The organism is Streptomyces sp. NPDC049837 (assembly GCF_040674455.1).
Lineage (GTDB): Bacteria > Actinomycetota > Actinomycetes > Streptomycetales > Streptomycetaceae > Streptomyces.
This window is the reverse complement of sequence record NZ_JBFAMP010000002.1, coordinates 653,304-673,997: the sequence shown is the minus strand read 5'-3', so window position 1 is coordinate 673,997 and position 20,694 is coordinate 653,304. Positions and strand designations below refer to the sequence as shown.

The following is a 20,694-nucleotide window of genomic DNA, read 5'->3' as shown; positions in this document are numbered from 1 at the left end:
GTGCATACAAGCGGTCACACTCGGCGAGGCGCGCGAAAGGCGTCAGCGTACGAGCGCGGCGGCGGCCCGGAGCGGGAGGTCGCTGCCCTCGGCGTGGGCGCGGGTGTAGGCCCGGTCGTCCAGGACCGCGCGCAGTTCCGCCTCGGCGCGGGTTCTGATCTCGGCCTCCGCGTCGGCGGACAACTGGCGGAAGCCCGTACCGGCAGGGCCATCGGCGTGGCGGTCGTACGCGCCGAGCAGCCGTGCCCCGTCGCGTGGGTCGCCCTGGTGGGCCATGGCCCAGGCGGCGGTGGGGAACTGGGTGAGGACCAGGTGCGGGGCGACCAGGTACGCCAGGCTCTCCATGCTGCGGACGGCCGCCGCCAGGCGTTCCCGGGCGCGCGCGTGGTCGCCGTCGAGGCAGTCCAGCCAGCCGTGCAGGCCGAGGAGCATCCCGGTGAACATCTCGGCCGTACCGGGCGTCAACTCCTCCCGGGCGGTCTCCAGTTGGCGCCGGGCGAGGTCGACGCGCCCGGTCCGGCCGTAGTGCTGGGTGAGCAGCAGCCGGGCGGTGCTGACCGCCTCCACGCCGAAGCGCGCCGCGTCCTCGGCCGCCTCCAGCAGCAGGCGCTCGGCCCGGTCGCGCTCGGCCGGGCCGGGCGCGATGCGCAGCCGGACGGACGCCAGCCGGGCCCGGAAGACCGCGGCCTGGCCGCGCGCCCCGATCCGTTCGGCGCCCTCCATGGCCCGCTCGAAGTCCCGGGCGGCCTCGGCGTACCCGCCCGCCCGGTCGTGCGCCTCGCCCCTGGCCGACAGCGCCTCGGCGACGCCCCACGAATCGCCGGCCTTCTCGAACCGTTCCAGCGCTTCGGTGGCGTCGCCTTCGGCGTCCGGCACCAGCCTGGCCCGCATCAGCAGGGCGAACCCGAGGTCCGCGTCGTCGCCGTACTCCCGGGAGCACGTCACGTACGCGTCCATCGTCCGGCCGAGGCCGTCGAACTCGCCGAGCATCAGCCGGACGAAGAACCACATGGCGCCCGGCTGGCGGCCGTTCTGCGGCATACCGGGGCGGTAGGCGTCGGCGACCGCCTCCAGATACGGGCGGGCGGCGCCCTGGCTGCCGTCGGCCGCCAGCATCATCAGCCGTACGCCGCGCCGGGCCTCCCACACCCGTTCCTCGGGCCACGGCGGCGGCGTGTCGGTGCACCGTCCGGGCAGCGGCACGGCGGGGCGCACGGCGTGGCCCTCCGGCGGTACGAACGGGTCGGGGCCGAGTGCGGCGACGGCCGACGGCCAGGTGCGGGCGTCGCCGAGGTGGCCGCGCAACTGCCAGAACCAGCTCATGGACAGGGCCAGGCACAGTCCTTCCTGCTCCTCCCCCAGGTCGACGGCGGTGCGCAGGGCGGCGCGGATGTTGTCGTGCTCGGTGTCGAGCGTCTCCAGCCAGGCGGTCTGGCGCGGGCCGCGCAGTTCCTGGTCGGCGGTGCGGACGAGTTCGCGGACGGCGGCCAGGTGGCGGCGGGCCGTGCGCTCGCGCTCCCCCGCCTCGGCGAGCCGCTCGGCAGCGTAGTCGGCGACGGTCTCCAGGAGCCGGTAACGCATCACGTCCCCCGCCTGCGAGGGGGCGGCGACGACGAGCGACTTGTCGACCAGCGAGGTGAGGCGTCCGAGCGTGTCCGGTTCGGCGCAGACCTCCTCGGCCTGCGCAAGGGAGCAGCCGCCGGAGAAGACCGACAGCTTCCTGAGGACCGCGCGCTCGGTCTCGTCGAGCAGGTCCCAGGACCAGTCGACGACCGCGCGGAGGGTCTGCCGGCGGGGCGGTGCGGTGCGGCTGCCCCGGTCGAGGAGGCGGAAGCGGTCGTCGAGCCGGCCGGCGATCTGGCGGGGGGTCAGGGCGCGCAGCCGGGCGGCGGCCAGTTCGATGGCGAGCGGCAGCCCGTCGAGGCGGCGGCAGATCTCGGCGCACGCCTCCGGGTCGTCGTCGGTGCGGAAGCCGGGGCGGGCGGACGCGCCCCGGTCGGCGAGCAATTGGAGCGCCGCGTCCCGGGGCAGGGGTTCGACGGGATGTACGGCTTCGCCGGGGACGCCGAGCGGTTCGCGGCTGGTGGCGAGGACGGTGACGCCGGGGCAGTCGGTGAGCAGCGTGTCGGCGAGGGCGGCCGCCGCGCCGACGAGGTGCTCGCAGTTGTCGAGGACGATCAGGAGGCGGCGCCGGGCGCAGTGGTCCACGAGGTGGCCGACCGGGTCACGGGCCGGGTTCTCGGCGCCCCAGCGCAGCGGTTCGCGGGCCCGGAGGGCGTTCAGCACGGCCTCGGGGACGCCGGCCTCGTCGCGTACGGGGCCGAGTTCGGCTACCCAGGTGCCGTCGGGCCAGGCGTCCGCCACGGCCTCGGCCGCCTCCAGCGCCAGGCGGGTCTTGCCCACGCCCCCGGGCCCGAGCAGGGTGACCAGCCGCCGTTCGCGGACCGCCGCCGTGAGGGCGGCCAGGTCGTCGGCGCGCCCGACGAAGGAGGTGAGCTGGGCCCGGAGATTGCCGGGCGTGGGGCGGGCGGCGCGGGGGCGTTCCGGTGCCGCGTCCGGCGCGAGCAGTTCGGCGTGCAGCGCCTTGAGCTCCGGCCCGGGGTCGGTGCCGAGCCGGGTGGCGAGGCGGGTCCGCACCTCCTCGTACGCGGCCAGTGCCTCGGCGGGGCGGCCGGCCGACCGCAGCGCCCGGAGGCGCAGCGCGGCCAGCGACTCGTCGAGCGGCTGCTCGGCGGCCAGTTCGGCGAGGCCCGGCAGGGCGTTCTCGGCGCGGCCGAGCGCGACCTCGGCGGCGAGCCGGTCCCGGCGCGCCTCGGTGCGGCGGCGCTCGGCCCGTACGGCGAGGGGGTCGCCGTCCCGGCCGGGCAGGCCGCCCAGGGCGGGGCCGCGCCACAGGCCCAGCGCCTCGTCCAGCAGCCGCACGGCGGCCGCGGGGTCGCCGTCACGGAGCGCGGCGGCACCGTCGGCGGCGAGCCGCTCGAAGCGGAACAGGTCGACGTCCTCGGGCCGGACGTCCAGCCGGTACCCGCCCGGTACGGAGACGACGGCGCCGGGCCCCAGCGCCCGGCGCAGCCGCCCGACGAGGGCCTGCAACGCGGCCGTCTCGTCGGCGGGCGCGGTGACGGTCCACACCTGCGCGGCCAGGTGCCCCACCGGCACGGCCCGCCCGCCGGCCGCCGCGAGCGCGGTGAGCAGCGCCCGCAACCGCACCCCGGCGACCGGGACCTCCGTCCCGTCGGGGCGCAGCACCCGCGTCGGCCCGAGCACGCGGTAGCGGGACGTCACCGAACCCCCCACCGCCGAACCCTCCACCGCCAGGCTGTCCGCCGCCGAACCCTCCGCCTCCGGCCCTTCCGTCATCCAACCGCCTGCCGAACCGACTCTCCCGGAACCCTCTGTCACCGGCTCATTGTCACCCTCCCGCACGGTCGGCGCCGCCGCGCAGGGCGCACAGCGCGTGGTCGACCGCCGCCTCGGCCCGGGCATCCTGGTGTTCCGTGAGCGTGCTCGACGAGATCACCACACTGACCCTGCCGTCGGCGGTGACACCGTTGTTGGTGATGTACCCGGGTGTTCCGCCGGAGTGCGCGTAGTACCAGCCGCCGCAACTGAGGCGGTGCCGGAAGATACCGAGCCCTGCCTCCTCCCCCGGCCGGTCCGCCGGGACCGTGGTCAGCATGGTCCTGAGCTGGGCGGGCGGGAGGAGACGGTGGCCGAGCAGGGCCCGCCAGAAGGTGGTGAGGTCTTCCGTGGTCGATATCATCTCGCCGGCCGACTCGGCCCAACTGGGGTAGTGTTCCGTGCTGTTGAACAGCCTGCCGGTGGCCTTTTCGCGCGTGTACCCCTCGGCATGGGGTGATGGCAGCGAGGCGGCGAGGCCCGGGGTGGAGGTGTGGCGCATGCCCAGGGGTGCGATGATCCGGCGATGGACCTGGCTGCGCCAGGACTCCCCGGTGACCCTCTCCACGATCATGCCGGCGAGCAGGAAGTTGGTGTTGGAGTAGGAGTGCCCGCTGCCGGGCGGGAAGAGCGGCTCGTGACGCAGGGCCAGGGCGACGAGGCCGGCCGGCGTGTACGTCCTGTGCCGCTGCTGGAGAAACGCCCGCTCGTCCAGGAAGTCCTTCGCCATGCCGTCGGTGTAGTTGGGCAGGCCGCTGGTGTGCTGGAGCAACTGCCGTACGGTGATCCTCCGTCCGTCGTTTCCGTTGCCGCGCACCACTCCCGGTAGCCACCGGTCCACCGGGTCCTCCAGCGACAGCCGCTTCTCGGCCGTCAGTTGGAGGATGACCGTGGCGATGAACGTCTTCGTGTTGCTGCCGATCCGGAAGTGGCCCCCGTACGGCACCGGGCGCGGGGTGCCGAGCACGGCTGTTCCGCTGCGGGCGTGGATCCGCCGGCGGTCGGTGGTGACCTGGGCCTGAACACCGACCACTCCGGTCTCCCGGATGGCGTCCAGGTCCCGTTGCAGCTCCGCCCGCCCATACCCGGGCGCACCGGATGCCGGGGTGACCGCCGTGGATAACGCGAGGGCGGACGTCGCGACCACCAGGGCGACTTTGCGGACGAGCGGGGACAGGGCATCGAACATGTGTGGTCCCTCCAGTCAGGTGATCACACACTACGAACGCCACCGCCCCGGGACCATGGTGCGCGCCACCGCCCCTCCGGTGGTGCTGCCCCCACCGCGGCCCACCCGCTGCCCACCCCGCTGACCACCAGTCAAGTGTCTGCGGCTCAAGTGTCCGCGGCGGCGCGCGCCGCCAGTCCCCGGGCCAGGCACTCGGTCAGGCGGGCGGCGATGCGGCCGTCGGGATCGAGGCGGGGGTTGAAGATGGTGACGTCGAGTCCCCGGGCACGTTCGTCGGCGAGTGCCGTCCGCAGCACGGTTTCGAGTTCCGCCCAGCTCAGCCCGCCGGGCAGCCGGTAGTCGACGGCGGGCATGACCGCGTCGTCCAGTACGTCGGCGTCGAGGTGGACCCAGTAGCCGTCGTTGCCGCCTCCGGCGAGCCGGCCGACCGCCCGGCGTGCCGCCGCGGCGGCGCCCATCGCCCGTACGCCGTCGAGGTCGATGGCGTGCAGCCCTGGCGGGAGGGGGTGCATCCCGGCCGCGGCGGATTCCTCCGCGTCCCGGAAGCCGAGGGCGACGACGTCCTCGTCCCGCAGCAGCGGCCCACGGCCTTCGAGGTCGGTGAGGGGCCGTGGCCCCCGGCCGGTGGCGAGGGCGAGTTCCATCGACGCCGCCTCGCCGGCCGGTTCCGCCGCCGGCTGGTAGAAGTCGGTGTGACCGTCCAGGAAGAGCAGTCCCGGCCGGCCGCGGCGGCGCAGCGCGAGGAGGTTGCCGAGCAGGACGGTGCAGTCGCCGCCGAGCACGACGGGGAAGCCGCCGGAGTCGAGGACGTCGCCGACCGCGTCGGCCAGGTCGGCGGAGTACCGCGCGATGCCGTCCGGGTTGAGTACCCCGGTGTCGTCGTCGCGCCTCGGGTCGTACGGGGGCGGTTCGACGCGGCCTGCCCGTACCGCCCCGACGCGGTCGGCGAGACCGGCGCCGAGAAGCGCCGTCGGCAGGTCCTGGACGCCGGAGGGCCGCAGCCCCAGCACCGAAGGCGCCTCGATGATCACCAGTTGCCGTACGTCCGAATCCGCCATGGACCGGGACATTACCGTCGGAGCCCCTGCCGGCACGGGCGGCACCGGCCGGCAGGGGCGCGCCGTCACTTGTAGGTGATGTCCGACGCCGTGTACCGGCAGTACGTACCGTCGGGGCCGCTGCCCGTCTGGACCGGCTCGGCGCCGGTGTTGTTGCCGGTGAAGCGCACGCACGGCTTGATCTTCTTGCTGCTGTCGCCGTGGATGCGGATGTTGCGGAGGGTTGCGGTGTCGCCGTAGTTGGTGTTGATGCCGGCGATGCTGCCGCCCGGCGCGGTCACGTCGACGTTGTCGACGACGATGGTGCGCTTGTACTGGGTGGAGCAGTTGCCGCAGGAACGGACCAGCTTGCCGAAGTCGGAGACCTGGAATCCGGTGATGGTGAGCTTGCCCGCGCCATTGAACTGGAAGACCTTGTCGGAGGCCTTCTTCGCGCCGCCGCCGGTGACCGTGTACGTGGCGCCGGCCGACTTGGACCTGAAGGTGGCGGCGTCCTCGCCGACGTCCTCCCACCAGACGTTCTGAAGGGTGCAGCTACCCATGCAGTGGACGCCGTCGGCGGCCGGGGAGCCGAGGACGACGTTCTTCAGGACGGCGCCGTCCGCGAGCTTGAACAGCGGGGCCTGGCCCTCGTCCTGTCCGCCGTCGCCCAGGTCTCCGGTGCCGTAGTGCCGCTTCATGCCACCGTCGTACGGGCTGCCGGCGGGGACCGAGATGGTCGCCGGGACGGGCTTGCTGCCGTTGGGGGCCGGCCAGGCGGCCGCGGCACCGGCGGTGGTGAGGGTGACGCCGGCGGTTATGGCGGCTCCGGTCAGGGCGACCGCGCCGGTGAGCGCGGCGATGGCGCGGCGGCCGGTACGCCGGGTGGAGCGGTGGGCCCGTCCAGGACGTGCGGGCCGTGCGGCGGCTCGTTGACTCATGTGTCCCGTTTCCTTCGTGTGGGGGTGAGACCTTGCACCTGCTGGTCGCCGCCACCACCGGAAGGGTTGCCGCCGGCCGGTGAGTTCCTGGGCGCGGACGGCGCGGTCACCGCGCGAAGTCGCCGCGCAGCGAGGTCCGTTCGCCTCCGCTGTCGGTGGCGGTGACGGTGTAGCGGTCCCGGTCGGCGGCGCGGGCGCCCTCGGCGTGGTTGTACTGGCCCGCGAAGACGTGGCGGCCCGCCGGTGCGGTGCGGCCGGGTTTCAGCGTCCAGGTGTAGTGGAGGGCGCCGGCCTCGTCCTCGCGTACGGAGACGGTGAAGTCGTCGGCGGGCAGGGTGCGCCAGTGGCCGGTGCTCGCGACGCCGCCGGTCTGGGCGACCCGTAGGTCGACGGTGAGGGTGGTCAGGGGCCGGGGAGCTGTCAGGGTGAGGTTGCTCTGGGCCCAGAAGCGGTTGCTGTGCGGGTCGACGGTCCCGTCGGCACGGAGGGGGGCGGCGGGCTGTGCGGTGACGCTCCGGTCCGGCCGGTCGCTTCCCAGGACGGTGGCCGCCGTGTGGCCCCCGGCGGCCAGCACGGCCGCGACGGCGGCGGTGGCACCCGCGACCCTGGCCCAGGACGGGCGCGCAGCCGAGGACGTGCGCGCCGACGGCCGGTGGCGGGCGCCGCCCCGGGTGGCCCGGGTGGCCGCCATGCCGCGCTCCACGCGCGCGTGGATGCGGGCGCGGTCCGGGTGATGCGCCCCGGCCGCTTCCCGCAGTTGGCGCTTCAGCTCGTCCATGTCTCCCCCACGAGGTGCGTCGCAGCCCGGTTGCCGAGGAGCCGTTCGAGCTGGGCCATGCCCTTGGACGTCTGGCTCTTCACCGTACCGACCGAGATCCCCAGGGAGAGGGCGGTGTCCCGTTCGGACAGGTCGAAGGCGTGGCGCAGCACGACGCAGGCGCGCTTGCGGAACGGCAGGGTGCGCAGGGCGCCCTGGACGTCCACGACGGACGGTATGTCCGGGCCGTCGGTGTGCGGGGGGTGCTGGGACCAGAACAGGGCGATGCGGCGGCGTTCGCGTACGGCGCTGCGGACGCGGCTGCGAGCGAGGTTGGCGACGACGCCCCGGGCGTAGGCGGCGGGGTGTTCGGCGGCGCGGACGCGGTCCCAGCGGTGCCAGAGGGCGAGCAGGGCGTCGGCGGCGAGGTCGTCGGCGGCGTCGGCCTCACCGGTCAGCAGGTGGGCGAGGCGGGCCAGTTCGGCGTAGTGACGCTCGAAGAAGTCGTGGAACTCCGTGGCGTCGTCGTCGGAGGGTGTCCCCACGGCGGCCTCTCCCTGCGCGTCGTCGCGCCCTGCGTCGGTGGTGTGGTGTGCTCGGCCGGGCCCCCCGAGGCCGAGGCGAGGGCGCGATCGTAGCAAGCGCTTGCCACCGTGTGTCAGCCCCTGAACGGCGTGCCCTCCAGGCCGTGTCCCGCGTCCGGCAGCACCAGCAGCGAACCGGCGAGCGGCTCGGGGCGGGCCAGGCCCGTGCGGGCGGTGGTGATGTAGAGGTCCCGCAGCCCCGGGCCGCCGAAGGCGCACGCGGTGGGGCGGCGCACGGGCAGGTCGACGACCCTGTCCAGGGTGCCGTCCGGCGTGTACCGGCGGATCGCGGCGCCGTCCCAGAGGGCGACCCAGACGCAGCCGTCGGCATCGACGGTGAGGCCGTCGGGGAAGCCCGCGCCGCGCTCGACGGTGGCCAACGGCCGCCGGTCGGTGACGTGTTCGCCGCCGTCGGTCACGCGGCACACGTCGATACGGCGGGTGGGGCTGTCGATGTAGTACATCAAGGTGCCGTCGGGGCTCCAGCCGGTGCCGTTGCTGACGGCGACGGCGGGGAAGACGGTGGTGGCGGTCCCGTCGGGGGCGATCCGGGTGAGGGTGCCGCCGCCGGCCGCCTCGTCGTAGCGCATCGTGCCCGCCCACAGCGCCCCGTCAGGGGCGACGGCCGCGTCGTTGCCGCGCCGCCCGGGGACGGGGTCGTGGACCAGCCAGCGGAAGGCCGCGCCGCCCCCGTCGTCACCCGCACCCCCGGCCCCGCCCTCGTCGTAGAGTCCGACACCGTCCCTGAGGTTGACCACGAGTCCGCCGCCCGCCCGTGGCTTGGCGGCGCCGACGTGCTGCTCGGTGGCCGTGAGGGTCCGGCGGCCGCTCTCCGGGGCGTAGGTGTGGACGCGGGAGCCGAGGATGTCGACCCAGAGCAGGCGCTGGGCGGCCGCGTCCCAGGTGGGGCCTTCGCCCAGCTCGGCGTACTCCCGCACGGCGATCTCCACGGCCCGACGTGTCGTCACCGGACTCCGCCCCGGTGGCCGAGGCTCACGGAAAGGTCGTCGGCGCCCTTGGCGGCGAGCTCGGCGAGCTCGGCCTCCCGCTCCTCGTTCCACCGGATCATGGGGACGGAGATGGACAGGGCGGCGACGACCCGGCCGGCGCCGTCGCGCACGGGGGCGGCGACACAGCTCACGTCCGGGTTGGACTCCTGGTGCTCGGAAGCGATGCCGCGCTCGCGGATCGCGGCGAGTTCGGCCCGCAGCTCGTCGGGGTCGGTGATGCTGTTGGAGGTCATCGCGGCCAGTTCGCGCCCCTCGATCCGGGCGTCCAGCTCGGCCTGCGGCAGGGAGGCGAGGAGCATCTTGCCGACGGAGGTGCAGTGGGCGGGGAGCCGGCGGCCGGCGGCTGAGACCATGCGGACCGCGTGGGTGGAGTCGACCTTGGCGATGTAGATGACGTCGGTGTCCTCCAGGATGGCGACATGGACGGTCTCGTCGCAGGTCTCGGCGACCTCCCGGGCGACCCGCTGGCCCTCGGCGGCGAGGTCGAGCTGCTCGGCGTACCGGCTGCCGAGCTGGTAGGTGCGTACGCCGAGGCGGTAGCGGCCGGGCTGCTCGGGGAGCGGGACCAGGTAGGAGCGGGCGGCGAGGGTGGTGAGCAGTTCGTGCACGGTGGTGCGGGGCAACTGGAGCTTGCGGGTGACCTCCGGTGCCGAGAGGGTGCCGTCGCCCTCCAGGAACAGCTCCAGGATGTCGAGCGCCCTGGTCACAGCGGGAACGAGACGTCCCATACCGTCCACCCACCCCTTCGTTCGAAACTCCGGCCCTTGACCGGTATGACGAACACAGGCTAACCGCAGCCCACTTCGCCGGGCAATGGCCATGCGGACGGCGCACAGGCTCCGGTCGGCAAACAGACCCTGCACCAACCATTGACACCCTCCGAGTGGCTGATTACGGTCACGCCAAGATTTCGAACGTGTGACGAAATATCGAACGAGCTCGAGAGGGCAACTGCGGTGCGCATCACGGGAATCAGCACTCATGTCGTCGGGACCCCCTGGCGCAATCTCACCTATGTGCTCGTCCACACCGACGAAGGGCTCACCGGTGTCGGCGAGACGCGCATGCTGGGCCATACGGACGCGCTGATCGGTTACCTCAAGGAGGCCGAGGCCAATCACATCGCCGGGTCCGACCCCTTCGCGGTGGAGGATCTCGTACGCCGGATGAAGTACGGCGACTACGGCCGGGCGGGTGAGATCGTGATGTCGGGCATCGCGGTCGTCGAAATGGCCTGCTGGGACATCAAGGGCAAGGCGCTGGGCGTGCCGGTCTGGCAGTTGCTGGGCGGCAAGGTGACCGACAAGGTCAAGGCGTACGCGAACGGCTGGTACACCACGGAGCGGACCCCCGAGGCGTACCACCAGGCGGCGAAGGAGGTCATGGCGCGCGGTTACCGGGCACTGAAGATCGACCCGTTCGGTACCGGCCATTTCGAGCTGGACGCCGCGCAGACCCGGTACGCGGTGTCGCTGATCGAGGCGGTGCGGGACGCGATCGGGCCGGACGCCGAGCTGATGCTGGAGATGCACGGGCGGTTCAGCCCGGCCACGGCGGTACGGCTGGCGAAGGAGCTGGCGCCGTTCGCCCCGGCCTGGCTGGAGGAGCCGGTGCCGCCGGAGAACCTCAAGGCGCTGGCGAAGGTCGCCGAGAAGGTGGACCTGCCGGTGGCCACCGGCGAGCGGATCCACGACCGGATCGAGTTCCGGGAGCTGTTCGAGTCGCAGGCGGCCGACATCATCCAGCCGGACCTGGGGCACATCGGCGGCATCCTGGAGACCCGCAAGCTGGCGGCGACCGCCGAGACGCACTACATGCTGGTCGCCCCGCACAACGTGGGCGGCTCCGTGCTCACCGCCGCCTCGCTCCAACTGGCGGCCTGCACCCCGAACTTCAAGATCCTGGAGCACTTCAACGACTTCGCGGACGCGGAGATCAAGAAGGTCGTCAAGGGCGCGCCCCAGGTCGACCCGGCCACCGGCTGCTTCGAGGTGTCGCACGCCCCGGGTCTCGGCGTCGAGCTGGACGTGGACGCGGCGGCCGAGTTCCCGCAGCAGCGGGCCCGGTTCGACCTGTGGGCCGAGGGCTGGGAGAAGAGGGCGCCGAAGTGAGCGGCGCGCCACGCGGCCTGGACGGGCCGCCGCCCGGCCTGGACGGCCCGCCACCCGGCCCGGACACCGCGCCACGCCGCCCGAACCTCCCGCCGCGCAGCCGCGCGCTGGTCGTCGACCGGCCGGGAACGCACCGGCTGGTCGAGCGGGACGTACCCGAGCCGGGGCCCGGCGAGGTCCTGGTGCGGGTCGCCGCGGCCGGGATCTGCATGAGCGACCGCGAGGTGTACGACGGCCACCGGGACGCCGCGCACGTCCGGTATCCGGTCGTCCCGGGCCACGAGTGGGCCGGGACGGTCGAGGCGGTGGGCGCGGGCGTCGACCCGGCGCTCGTGGGCCGCAAGACGGTCGCGGAGGGGTTCCGGGCGTGCGGGGTGTGCGAGCGGTGCCGGTGCGGCGAGACGAGCCTGTGCGCCGGGGGTTACGCGGAGACCGGGTTCACCGAGCCGGGCGCCTTCGCCGACCACGTCACCCTGCCGGCGCGACTGCTGCACCCCCTGCACGACGACGCCGACCTGCGGGCCGCGGCCCTGCTGGAGCCGGCCGCCGTGGTCGCGGCGGCGGTACGGGCGGGGCGCCCGCGCCCGGGGGAGCGGGTCGCCGTGGTGGGTGCCGGCACCCTGGGGCTGCTGGCCGTGCAACTGCTGGCCGCCTCCTCCCCCGCCGAGCTGACGGTGATCGATCCGCGGGCGGCGCGGGGCGAGCAGGCGCTGCGGTTCGGCGCCGGCGAGTCGGTGGGCCCGGCCGAGGCGGAGGGGCTGCACGGCCGGTTCGACCTGGTGGTCGAGACGGCGGGGGCACCGACCACGGCCGCCTCGTCCTGCCTGCTGGCGCGGCGCGGCGGCCGGGTGGTGCTGACCGGGATGTTCACGCCCGGCGCGGCCGGGATCGACCCGGTCCACCTGTCGCTCAGCCAACTGGAGATCCGCAGCGTCTTCGGCGCCCCGTCGTCGGCCTGGTCGGACGCGGTGCGGGCCTTCGGGCTCGGGCTGCTCGACCCGGCGCCGCTGATCACGCACGAGTTCCCGCTGGAGCGGTTCGCGGACGCCGTCGCGCTGGTCGGCGGCGGCGACCCGAAGACCGGCAAGGTGCTGCTGCGGCCGTAGGCCGCCGCCGTGCCCCCTGCCGTAAACACCTGCCGTAAGCCACTGCCCAAAGCCACCTGCCGGAAGCCCTCCCTCAGGCCGCAAGCTCCGCACGCCCTCCCGCGGGCCGCGAGCTGCCGCACGTGCCCTGCCCCAGCCGCCCGGCGCGTGTACGGCGGCTCCCCAGGCCGTACGGCGGTACGGGGTGCCCTGCTCGCACTCCGTACCGCCGTACACCCACCACCACGAACCACGTCCGAGATACCGAACATAGGAGCCCTGTGACCGCCCCGTCAGCACCCCGCCGTCCCGGCGCCGACGCCCTGGCCGCCATCGGCCATCCGGCACCCGTCGCCGACCCGGCCGACGCCTCGCCGCACACGTTCCCCGACGGGGGCACCTGGCGCACCGAGATCCCGTCCGTGGAGGGCCCGGAGGCCCTGGCCGTCGTCCTCAAGGAGAGCTCCCGGCTCGACGTCCCCGTCCACCGGATCAGCCAGGGCAGCGGTGTCTGGATGCTCACCGACGCCGAGATCACCGAGATGGTGGAGTCCTGCGCGGAACGCGACATCGAGCTGTGCCTGTTCACCGGCCCGCGCGGCACCTGGGACATCGGAGCCGGCACCCGCACCGACTCGGGCGGCGCCGGGCTGCGGGCCCGCGGCCACGACGCGCTCGCCGGCTGCGTGGAGGACGCCTGCCGCGCCACCGCGCTCGGCGTGCGCTGCCTGCTCGTCGCCGACGAAGGCGTGCTGTGGACGCTGCACCGGCTGCGCGTGGCGGGGCACCTGCCCGCCGGCACCACGTTCAAGCTGTCCGCGCTCACCGGACCGGTCAACCCGGCCTCGTACGCCGTGTACGAGCGGCTCGGCGCGGACTCCATCAACGTGCCCTCCGACCTGACCCTGGACCACCTCACCGAGATCCGGCTGGCCGCCCGCGCACCGATGGACATGTACGTCGAGGCACCCGACGACCTCGGCGGCTACATCCGGATGTACGAGGCGGCCGAGCTGATCCGGCGCGGCGCCCCGCTGTACCTGAAGTTCGGACTGAGCCGCTCCCCCGGCATCTACCCGTACGGCGCGCAGTTGCGCGACACCGCGCTCGCCACCGCCCGCGAGCGGGTGCGCCGGGGGCGGCTCGTCCTCGACCTGCTGGCCCGGCACGGCGCGGACGGCGGGATGTCCCCGCTCGGCGCGCGGCTGCCGGGCGAACTCCACCGTTTCCCCGTCCCGGTCACCGTCCCGGAAGGCGAATGACCATGCGCATCTCCCGCAGCATGTCCCGCAGAACCGCCGTGGCGGCGTCGCTCGCCGCGCTGCTCACCGTCTCGCTCACCGCCTGCGGCCAGGAGGCCAGGGGTGGCAGCCGCTACAAGCCGTCCGGCGGCAAGGGCGGCACCATCGGGCTCGCCATGCCCACCAAGGCCTCCGAGCGGTGGATAGCCGACGGCCAGAACATGGCGGAGCAGTTCCGGAAGGCGGGGTACGAGACCGACCTCCAGTACGGCGACGACAAGGTCGAAAACCAGATCGCCCAGATCGAGAACATGATCACCAAGGGGCGCAAGCTACTGGTGGTGGCGGCGATCGACGGCTCGGCCCTCACCGAGGTGCTCCAGCGGGCGGAGGACGCGGGCATCCCCGTGATCGCGTACGACCGGCTCATCATGGGCAGCGAGCACGTCGACTACTACGCGTCGTTCGACAACGAGCGGGTCGGCGAGCTGGAGGCGAAGTACATCGTCGACGCGCTGAAGCTCGGCCCGCCGACCGCCGACGGGAAGCCGTACAACATCGAGCTGTTCGCGGGCTCGCCGGACGACAACAACACCAAGTACTTCTGGAACGGCGCCATGAAGGTGCTCCAGCCGTACATCGCCGGCGGCCGGCTCGTCGTGCGCAGCAAGCAGACCCGGATGAACCAGGCGACCACGCTGCGCTGGGACGGCGGCACCGCGCAGAAGCGGATGGACGACCTGATCAGCAAGAACTACGGCGAGCAGCGCGTCGACGCGGTCCTCTCCCCGTACGACGGCATCTCCATCGGCATCATCTCGGCCCTCAAAAGCGCCGGTTACGGGACGAAGAGCCAGCCGCTGCCGGTGGTGACCGGGCAGGACGCGGAGCTGGCCTCGGTGAAGTCGATCATCCGGGGCGAGCAGACGCAGACCGTGTTCAAGGACACGCGCAAGCTCGCCGCGCAGGCGGTGAAGATGGGCGACGCCGTCCTCAACGGCCGCGAGGTCCAGGTGAACAACACCACCGACTACAACAACGGCAAGAAGACCGTTCCGTCGTTCCTGCTGGACCCGGTCAGCATCGACAAGTCGAACACCAAGCTCCTCGTCGACGAGGGCTACTTCACCGCGGGGCAGCTCAAGTGACGGGGCCCGTGGCGGGGACACCCGTACTGGAGATGCGCGGGATCACCAAGACGTTCCCCGGCGTCACGGCGCTCTCCGAGGTGAACCTGACGGTGCGGGCCGGGGAGATCCACGCGATCTGCGGCGAGAACGGCGCGGGCAAGTCGACGCTGATGAAGGTGGTCAGCGGGGTCCATCCGCACGGTTCGTACGACGGCGAGATCCGGTTCGGGGGCGAACCGGTGGCCTTCAGGGACATCCGGGCCAGTGAGCGGCACGGCATCGTCATCATCCACCAGGAGCTGGCGCTCGTCCCCCACCTGTCGATCGCCGAGAACATCTTCCTCGGCAACGAGCGGGCCACCCGCGGGGTCATCGACTGGAACGAGACGCTGCGCCGGGCGAGCGCGCTGATGAAGCGCGTCGGGCTGCGCGAGAAGCCGCAGACGCCGGTCGCCGGCATCGGTGTGGGCAAGCAGCAGTTGGTGGAGATCGCCAAGGCGCTGGCCAAGGAGGTGAAACTGCTCATCCTGGACGAGCCGACGGCCGCGCTCAACGACGAGGACAGCGCGAAGCTCCTCGATCTGATCCTGGAGCTGCGTGACCAGGGCATCGCGAGCATCATCATCTCGCACAAGCTGAACGAGATCCGGCGGATCACCGACGCGGTGACGATCCTCCGCGACGGGCGGACCATCGAGACCCTGACGGTCCGGGAGACGCCGGACGACGAGCCGACGCTGTCGGAGGACCGGATCATCCGGGGCATGGTCGGCCGCGACCTCGACCAGCGCTTCCCCGACCGTACGCCGTACGAGGGCCAGGACGCGGGACAGGTCGCGCTGGCCGTGCGCGGCTGGACCGTCCGCCATCCGGTCGACCACCAGCGCACGGTCGTCGACGACGTCTCGCTGACCGTGCGGCGCGGCGAGATCGTCGGCATCGCCGGGCTCATGGGCGCGGGCCGCACGGAGCTCGCGATGTCCGTCTTCGGGCGCTCCTACGGCCAGTACGTGGCCGGGACGGTCGAGGTGGGCGGGCGCGAGGTGGTGACGAAGACCGTGCCGGCGGCGATCGAGGCGGGTCTCGCGTACGTCACCGAGGACCGCAAGGCGTACGGCCTGAACCTCATCGACAACATCAACCGCAACATCTCCCTGGCCTCGCTGTCCGGGATGCGGCGGCGCGGCGTCGTCGACGAGCACCACGAGCGCAGGGTCGCCGAGCGGTACCGCACCACCATGAACATCAAGGCGCCGACGGTCTTCGAGCAGGTGGGCCGGTTGTCGGGCGGCAACCAGCAGAAGGTCGTCCTCAGCAGGTGGATCCACGCCGACCCGGAGGTGCTGATCCTCGATGAGCCGACGCGCGGGATCGACGTGGGCGCCAAGTACGAGATCTACACCGTCATCGACCGGCTCGCGGCGCAGGGCAAGGCCGTGCTGTTCATCTCCTCCGAACTGCCGGAGCTGCTCGGGATGTGCGACCGGATCTACACGATGGCCGAGGGCCGGCTGACCGGTGAGGTCGCCCGCGCCGACGCCGGCCAGGAAGTCCTGATGCGCCAGATGACCATGAACAGAAGCTGAGGCCCCGTCATGACCACCACGACCACTTCCCCGCGTCCGCAGCCGAAGGACGCGCCACCGCAACCGTCGGCCGCGGCACTGCTGCTGAACGGGGTGCGCGGCAACATGCGGCAGTACGGCATGCTGATCGCCCTGGCGTTCATCGTCGTGCTGTTCCAGATCTGGACCGACGGCACCCTGCTGCTGCCGAACAACGTCTCCAACCTGATCCAGCAGAACGGCTACATCCTCATCCTGGCCATGGGCATGATGATCGTCATCATCGCCGGCCACATCGACCTGTCCGTCGGGTCGGTCGTCGCCTTCGTCGGCGCCATGTCGGCGGTGATGATGGTCAAGCACGACATGCCGTGGGTACTGGCCCTGGTGCTGTCGCTGCTGATCGGCGCGGTCGCGGGCGCCTGGCAGGGCTTCTTCATCGCGTACGTCGGCATCCCGTCGTTCATCGTGACGCTGGCCGGCATGCTGCTCTTCCGGGGGCTCACGCAGATCGTGCTGGAGGGCCAGTCGATCGCCCCGTTCCCCGAGGGCTTCCAGAACATCGCCAAGGGCTTCATCCCCGAGATGGGCCCCTACACGCAGTACCACAACCCCACCCTGCTGCTCGGTCTCGTCGCGGTCGTCTTCCTGCTGCTGCGCGAGTGGCGCGACCGGCGGCGGCAGCTCGCCCACGAGCTGGAGGTGCTGCCGTTCGGCCTGTGGGCGCTGAAGTGCACGGCCATCACGGCCGCGGTGGTGGCGTTCACCCTGACGCTGGCCAGCTTCCACGGCGTACCGGTGGTGATGCTCATCATGTGCGCGCTGCTCATCGGTCTGGGCTATGTGATGCGCAACGCGGTGATCGGGCGCCATGTGTACGCGCTGGGCGGCAACAAGGCGGCGGCGCAACTGTCGGGCGTCAAGGACAAGCGGGTCACCTTCCTCGTCTTCGTCAACATGGGCGTGCTGGCCGCGCTGGCGGGCTGCGTGTACGCGGCGCGGCTGAACGCGGGCACCCCGCAGGCGGGGCTGAACTTCGAACTGGAGGCCATCGCCGCGTCGTTCATCGGCGGCGCCTCCATGAGCGGCGGGGTCGGCACCGTGATGGGCGCCGTGATCGGCGGCCTGGTGCTGGGCGTGCTGAACAACGGGATGTCGCTGGTCGGCATCGGTACGGACTACCAGCAGGTCATCAAGGGCCTGGTGCTGCTGGCGGCGGTCGGGTTCGACGTCTGGAACAAGCGCAAGGCCGGTAAGTAACCCTCACCCTTTGGGAGTTCGGATGGAAACGAGCAGACGGACGGTGCTGGCGGCGGCTGCCGCCACGGGACTCACGGTGGCGGCGGGCTCCCCGTCGTACGCCTCGGACGGCGGTCGGAGCAAGCCGGTGAAGGAGCTCTTCGGAACGCTCGCCGACGGCACCGAGGTGCACCGCTGGACGCTCCGGAACGGCGGCACGCGGATGAAGGTGCTGTCGTACGGCGGCATCGTGCAGTCCCTGGAGATACCGGACCGGCACGGCCGGTACGCCAATGTGTCGCTGGGCTTCGACGACCTGGACGCCTACGTGTCGTCGTCGCCGTACTTCGGCGCGCTGATCGGCCGGTACGGCAACCGCATCGCGGGCGGCCGCTTCACCCTGGACGGCAGGGAGTACCGGCTGTCCGTGAACGACGGGCCGAACAGCCTGCACGGCGGCGCCCAGGGCTTCGACAAGCGCGTGTGGGACGTGGAGCCGTTCACCGGCGCCGCCGGGGTCGGGCTGGTGCTGCGGTACGTGAGCGCGGACGGCGAGATGGGGTACCCGGGCACGCTGCGGGTGACGGTGACGTACACCCTCACCGCGCGCGGGGACTGGCGGATCGACTACGCGGCGACCACCGACCGGGCCACGGTGGTCAACCTGACGAACCACACGTACTACAACCTCGCCGGCGAGGGCGGCGGCGACATCCTCGGCCATGAGCTGCGGCTCGCCGCCTCCCGGTACACGCCCGCCGACGCCACCCTGATCCCGACCGGCGAGCGGGCGCGGGTGGCGGGCACACCGTTCGACTTCCGGCACGGGAAGACGATCGGCGAGGACATCCGCACGGCACACCCGCAGGTGGTCCTCGCCAAGGGGTACGACCACAACTGGGTGCTGGACAAGGGCGTCACGGACCGTCCGCAGCCCGTCGCGACGCTGCGCGACCCGGGTTCGGGGCGCACGATGACGATCGCCACGACGGAGCCGGGCGTGCAGTTCTACTCGGGGAACTTCCTGGACGGCACGCTGGCCGGGCCGTCGGGGCGCACCTACCGGCAGGGCGACGGGCTGTGCCTGGAGACGCAAGCCTTCCCCGACTCGCCGAACCAGCCGTCCTTCCCCTCGACGGTGCTGCGCCCGGGCGAGACGTACCGGTCGGTGACGGTGCACGGTTTCTCGGCGCGCTGACGGTTCCTACACCGGCGGAACCGTACGGACGAGGAGCAGGGCGATGTCGTCGTCGCGGGGTGCCGAGCCGTGGGCGTGGCCGATGAGCGTGTCGGCGAGGTCGTCCAGCCCCTGGGCCCCGGCTTCGGCGAGTTTCCCGGCGAGTTCGGCGGTCGCGTCGTCGATGTCGACTCCGGGTGCCTCGACGAGGCCGTCGGTGTAGAGGACCAGCACGGTGCCGATGGGCAGGGTGACCCCGGCCGTGGGGTAGTCGGCGGCCGGGTCGATGCCGAGGAGGAGGCCGGGAGGCAGGTCGAGCGCCTCGGTGTGCCCGTCCGGGTGGCGCACCAGGGGAGGAGGGTGCCCGGCGGTGGCGAGCAGCGCCCGGTGGTGCTTGAGGTCGATGTGCGCGTACAGGCAGCTCGTGAAGAGGCCGGGGTCGAGGTCGGTGAGCAGCCGGTTGGTGCGGGCGAGGACTTCGCCGGGCGGTGCGCCGGCGCTGGCGTGGACGGCTGTCCGTACCTGGCCCATGAGGGCGGCCGCCTCGGTGTTGTGGCCCTGGACGTCGCCGATCGTCGCGGCGGCGCTCGTGCCGCTGAGCCGGATCAGGTCGTAGAAGTCGCCGCCGATGCCCATGCCGTGTCCGGCGGGGAGGTAGCGGGCGGCGACCTCCAGGCCCGGGATGTGGGGCAGGGTGTGCGGGAGGAGGCCGGCCTGGAGGCGGTGGGCGAGCTCCTGCTTGCTGTCGTAGAGCCGGGCGCGGTCCAGGGCCTGGGCGATCAGCCCGGCGAGGGAGGTGAGGATGGCGCGCTCGCCGGGGTGGAAGGTGCGCGGCCGGTCGTAGGCGAGGATCAGCGAGCCGACCGGCCGGCCGGAGGCGATCAGCGGCAGGAAGGCCCAGGCGGCGTCGGCGGCGTCCAGGACGATGGCGGACGGGTAGGCGCTCTCCAGTTCGGGGCGGCTGCCGAAGAAGAGCGGGGTCGCGGTGGTCAGGACGCGTGCGGCGGGGGTGTCGGAGGCCAGGGGCGCGTGGTCGAAGCGGGCCAGGGTCGCGGCGGCGTAGCCGCGGTGGCCGACGACCCGCAGCCGGCCGTCCTCGGTGGTGAGCAGGGCGAGGGATCGGGCGCCGAGGGCGGGGGTGATCTGGTCGGCGGCCTGGTCGACCACGTCCTGGACGCCGACGGCCTCGGTGAGCGTGGCGGCCAGGTGCATCAGGTGGTACAGGGCGGTGGCCCGGCTGGGCAGCGGGGAGTGCGCGGTGTGCTCGGGGTCGGTGGCGGCCGCGCCGGGTTCCGGTCCGGGTGGGGCCGGTGTGATGCGGACGCTGATGCCGGAGGCGTCCGGGTACAGCTCGAAGCACAGCCAGTGGTCGGGCGGGCGCAGGACGGTGAACGACGTGGTCCGGCGGCTGATGACCGCGGCCCGGTACCGGTCCTCCACGGCGGGGTCGTCCATCCAGGACAGCGCCTCCCACGGGAGCGCCCCGGTCAGTTCGGCGGGCCCGGCGCCCAGGAGGTCGGCGGCGGCGTCGGTCAGGTAGGTGATGCGCCCGTTGAGGTCCAGCGCGCAGCTCCCGCCGGGCAGGCGGCCGATGAACTCCACCGCCGCCGTCGCCTCGATGGGGCCGGGGGTACGCCGGCCGGGCCGTACCACCCGGGGCTCCGGGTCCGGCAGTACGGGGGTGCCGCGGCCGGCGGCCCGCTCCAGCACCAGCGCCATCCGGTCGCAGACGTCCCGGACGGCGTCCTCCTCGTGCCCGGCGAGCCGCGGCGGATGGTCCCCCGGCCACAGCAGCACCAGCCCGCCCCGGACGCCGCCGTCGCCTTCCCCGGCCCCGGCCCCGGCCCCGTCGCCGGCCCCGTCGCCGTCGCCGGGGATCGGGGCGGCGGCCAGCGAGAACGGGTACGGCAGGACGAGCCCGGGCCGGGGGTAGCGGCGGGCCATCTCCTCCCGGTCCCCGATCCACACCAGGCGCCGCTCGGCCACCGCGTCGGCCACCGGCACGGGGTCGCGGGGCCCGACCCGCATCCAGGGGGCGGCGAACTCCAGGGAGACGCCGCTCAGCAGCGCCAGGCGCAGGGCGCTGTCCCCCGGCGGCAGCAGGTACACCATGCCGACGGAGGCGCCCGTCCGCCGCATCACGTCCGACAGCGCGGCGCCCAGCGACCGCAGGCCCGAGCCCGCCTCCTCGGGATTCTTCACGCTTCAAGCGTGCCCCGCCCGGCCGCC

The 20,694-nt window shown here is 73.2% G+C and carries 16 protein-coding genes; 7 read left to right on the top strand and 9 right to left on the bottom strand.

Features of this window, described 5'->3' with window-relative positions; translation table 11 throughout:
- Window positions 1–42: 42 nt before the first annotated feature.
- The 8 genes from AB0J57_RS07555 to AB0J57_RS07520 form a co-directional block, all read right to left on the bottom strand.
- Window positions 43–3,360 (bottom strand): BTAD domain-containing putative transcriptional regulator, encoded by a 3,318-nt coding sequence (locus AB0J57_RS07555; protein WP_366127066.1) that lies wholly within the window; start codon window positions 3,358–3,360, stop codon window positions 43–45.
- A 52-nt stretch (window positions 3,361–3,412) separates the two neighbouring features.
- Window positions 3,413–4,588 (bottom strand): serine hydrolase domain-containing protein, encoded by a 1,176-nt coding sequence (locus tag AB0J57_RS07550; RefSeq protein ID WP_366127065.1) that lies wholly within the window; start codon window positions 4,586–4,588, stop codon window positions 3,413–3,415.
- 146 nt (window positions 4,589–4,734) lie between these two features.
- Window positions 4,735–5,646: an arginase family protein gene (locus AB0J57_RS07545; RefSeq protein WP_366127064.1), complete on the bottom strand. Its 912-nt coding sequence runs from the start codon at window positions 5,644–5,646 to the stop codon at window positions 4,735–4,737.
- Between the two features lie 65 nt (window positions 5,647–5,711).
- Window positions 5,712–6,566 (bottom strand): pectate lyase, encoded by an 855-nt coding sequence (locus tag AB0J57_RS07540; RefSeq protein WP_366127063.1) that lies wholly within the window; start codon window positions 6,564–6,566, stop codon window positions 5,712–5,714.
- A 106-nt stretch (window positions 6,567–6,672) separates the two neighbouring features.
- Window positions 6,673–7,344 (bottom strand): hypothetical protein, encoded by a 672-nt coding sequence (locus AB0J57_RS07535; RefSeq protein ID WP_366127062.1) that lies wholly within the window; start codon window positions 7,342–7,344, stop codon window positions 6,673–6,675.
- Window positions 7,332–7,868 carry a SigE family RNA polymerase sigma factor gene (locus AB0J57_RS07530; protein ID WP_366127061.1) on the bottom strand — a complete coding sequence of 179 codons (537 nt, stop codon included), beginning with the start codon at window positions 7,866–7,868 and terminating at the stop codon, window positions 7,332–7,334. Before AB0J57_RS07530 ends, AB0J57_RS07535 begins: the two co-directional genes overlap by 13 nt.
- A gap of 113 nt (window positions 7,869–7,981) precedes the next feature.
- The gene (locus tag AB0J57_RS07525; RefSeq protein ID WP_366127060.1) at window positions 7,982–8,875 is read right to left on the bottom strand and encodes an SMP-30/gluconolactonase/LRE family protein; all 894 of its coding nucleotides are present in this window, start codon (window positions 8,873–8,875) and stop codon (window positions 7,982–7,984) included.
- Complete coding sequence (locus tag AB0J57_RS07520) at window positions 8,872–9,645, bottom strand: IclR family transcriptional regulator (protein ID WP_366127059.1); 774 nt, start codon at window positions 9,643–9,645, stop codon at window positions 8,872–8,874. Before AB0J57_RS07520 ends, AB0J57_RS07525 begins: the two co-directional genes overlap by 4 nt.
- A 228-nt stretch (window positions 9,646–9,873) precedes the next feature.
- Between AB0J57_RS07520 and AB0J57_RS07515 the strand changes: the two genes are divergently transcribed.
- The 7 genes from AB0J57_RS07515 (at window position 9,874) to AB0J57_RS07485 (ending at window position 18,486) form a co-directional block, all read left to right on the top strand.
- On the top strand, window positions 9,874–11,028 hold the full coding sequence (locus AB0J57_RS07515) for a mandelate racemase/muconate lactonizing enzyme family protein (RefSeq protein WP_366127058.1): 1,155 nt from the start codon (window positions 9,874–9,876) through the stop codon (window positions 11,026–11,028).
- Between the two features lie 107 nt (window positions 11,029–11,135).
- Window positions 11,136–12,134, top strand: coding sequence for an alcohol dehydrogenase catalytic domain-containing protein (locus tag AB0J57_RS07510; protein WP_366127179.1), 999 nt, complete (start codon window positions 11,136–11,138; stop codon window positions 12,132–12,134).
- A gap of 260 nt (window positions 12,135–12,394) precedes the next feature.
- Window positions 12,395–13,375 (top strand): hypothetical protein, encoded by a 981-nt coding sequence (locus AB0J57_RS07505; RefSeq protein ID WP_366127057.1) that lies wholly within the window; start codon window positions 12,395–12,397, stop codon window positions 13,373–13,375.
- Between the two features lie 2 nt (window positions 13,376–13,377).
- On the top strand, window positions 13,378–14,502 hold the full coding sequence (gene chvE / locus AB0J57_RS07500) for a multiple monosaccharide ABC transporter substrate-binding protein (protein WP_366127056.1): 1,125 nt from the start codon (window positions 13,378–13,380) through the stop codon (window positions 14,500–14,502).
- A gap of 32 nt (window positions 14,503–14,534) precedes the next feature.
- Entirely contained in the window at window positions 14,535–16,070 is a 1,536-nt protein-coding gene (gene mmsA, locus AB0J57_RS07495) for a multiple monosaccharide ABC transporter ATP-binding protein (protein WP_366127178.1), read from the top strand.
- Window positions 16,071–16,079: 9 nt separating this feature from the next.
- Window positions 16,080–17,309: a multiple monosaccharide ABC transporter permease gene (gene mmsB, locus AB0J57_RS07490; protein WP_366127055.1), complete on the top strand. Its 1,230-nt coding sequence runs from the start codon at window positions 16,080–16,082 to the stop codon at window positions 17,307–17,309.
- A 22-nt stretch (window positions 17,310–17,331) separates the two neighbouring features.
- Complete coding sequence (locus AB0J57_RS07485; RefSeq protein WP_366127054.1) at window positions 17,332–18,486, top strand: aldose epimerase family protein; 1,155 nt, start codon at window positions 17,332–17,334, stop codon at window positions 18,484–18,486.
- A gap of 6 nt (window positions 18,487–18,492) precedes the next feature.
- On the opposite strand, the gene AB0J57_RS07480 is transcribed toward AB0J57_RS07485, so the two are convergent.
- Window positions 18,493–20,604: a SpoIIE family protein phosphatase gene (locus tag AB0J57_RS07480; protein ID WP_366127177.1), complete on the bottom strand. Its 2,112-nt coding sequence runs from the start codon at window positions 20,602–20,604 to the stop codon at window positions 18,493–18,495.
- Window positions 20,605–20,694: the final 90 nt, after the last annotated feature.

What these genes read in the sequence shown, in the direction of transcription:
- AB0J57_RS07550 (WP_366127065.1), bottom strand. Translation starts at nt 4,588, where the DNA reads ATGTTCGATGCCCTGTCCCCGCTCGTCCGCAAAGTCGCCCTGGTGGTC.
- AB0J57_RS07555 (WP_366127066.1), bottom strand. Translation starts at nt 3,360, where the DNA reads ATGACGGAAGGGCCGGAGGCGGAGGGTTCGGCGGCGGACAGCCTGGCG.
- mmsA (WP_366127178.1), top strand. Translation starts at nt 14,535, where the DNA reads ATGCGCGGGATCACCAAGACGTTCCCCGGCGTCACGGCGCTCTCCGAG.
- mmsB (WP_366127055.1), top strand. Translation starts at nt 16,080, where the DNA reads ATGACCACCACGACCACTTCCCCGCGTCCGCAGCCGAAGGACGCGCCA.
- chvE (WP_366127056.1), top strand. Translation starts at nt 13,378, where the DNA reads ATGCGCATCTCCCGCAGCATGTCCCGCAGAACCGCCGTGGCGGCGTCG.
- AB0J57_RS07535 (WP_366127062.1), bottom strand. Translation starts at nt 7,344, where the DNA reads ATGGACGAGCTGAAGCGCCAACTGCGGGAAGCGGCCGGGGCGCATCAC.
- AB0J57_RS07520 (WP_366127059.1), bottom strand. Translation starts at nt 9,645, where the DNA reads ATGGGACGTCTCGTTCCCGCTGTGACCAGGGCGCTCGACATCCTGGAG.
- AB0J57_RS07485 (WP_366127054.1), top strand. Translation starts at nt 17,332, where the DNA reads ATGGAAACGAGCAGACGGACGGTGCTGGCGGCGGCTGCCGCCACGGGA.
- AB0J57_RS07540 (WP_366127063.1), bottom strand. Translation starts at nt 6,566, where the DNA reads ATGAGTCAACGAGCCGCCGCACGGCCCGCACGTCCTGGACGGGCCCAC.
- AB0J57_RS07545 (WP_366127064.1), bottom strand. Translation starts at nt 5,646, where the DNA reads ATGGCGGATTCGGACGTACGGCAACTGGTGATCATCGAGGCGCCTTCG.
- AB0J57_RS07480 (WP_366127177.1), bottom strand. Translation starts at nt 20,604, where the DNA reads ATGCGGCGGACGGGCGCCTCCGTCGGCATGGTGTACCTGCTGCCGCCG.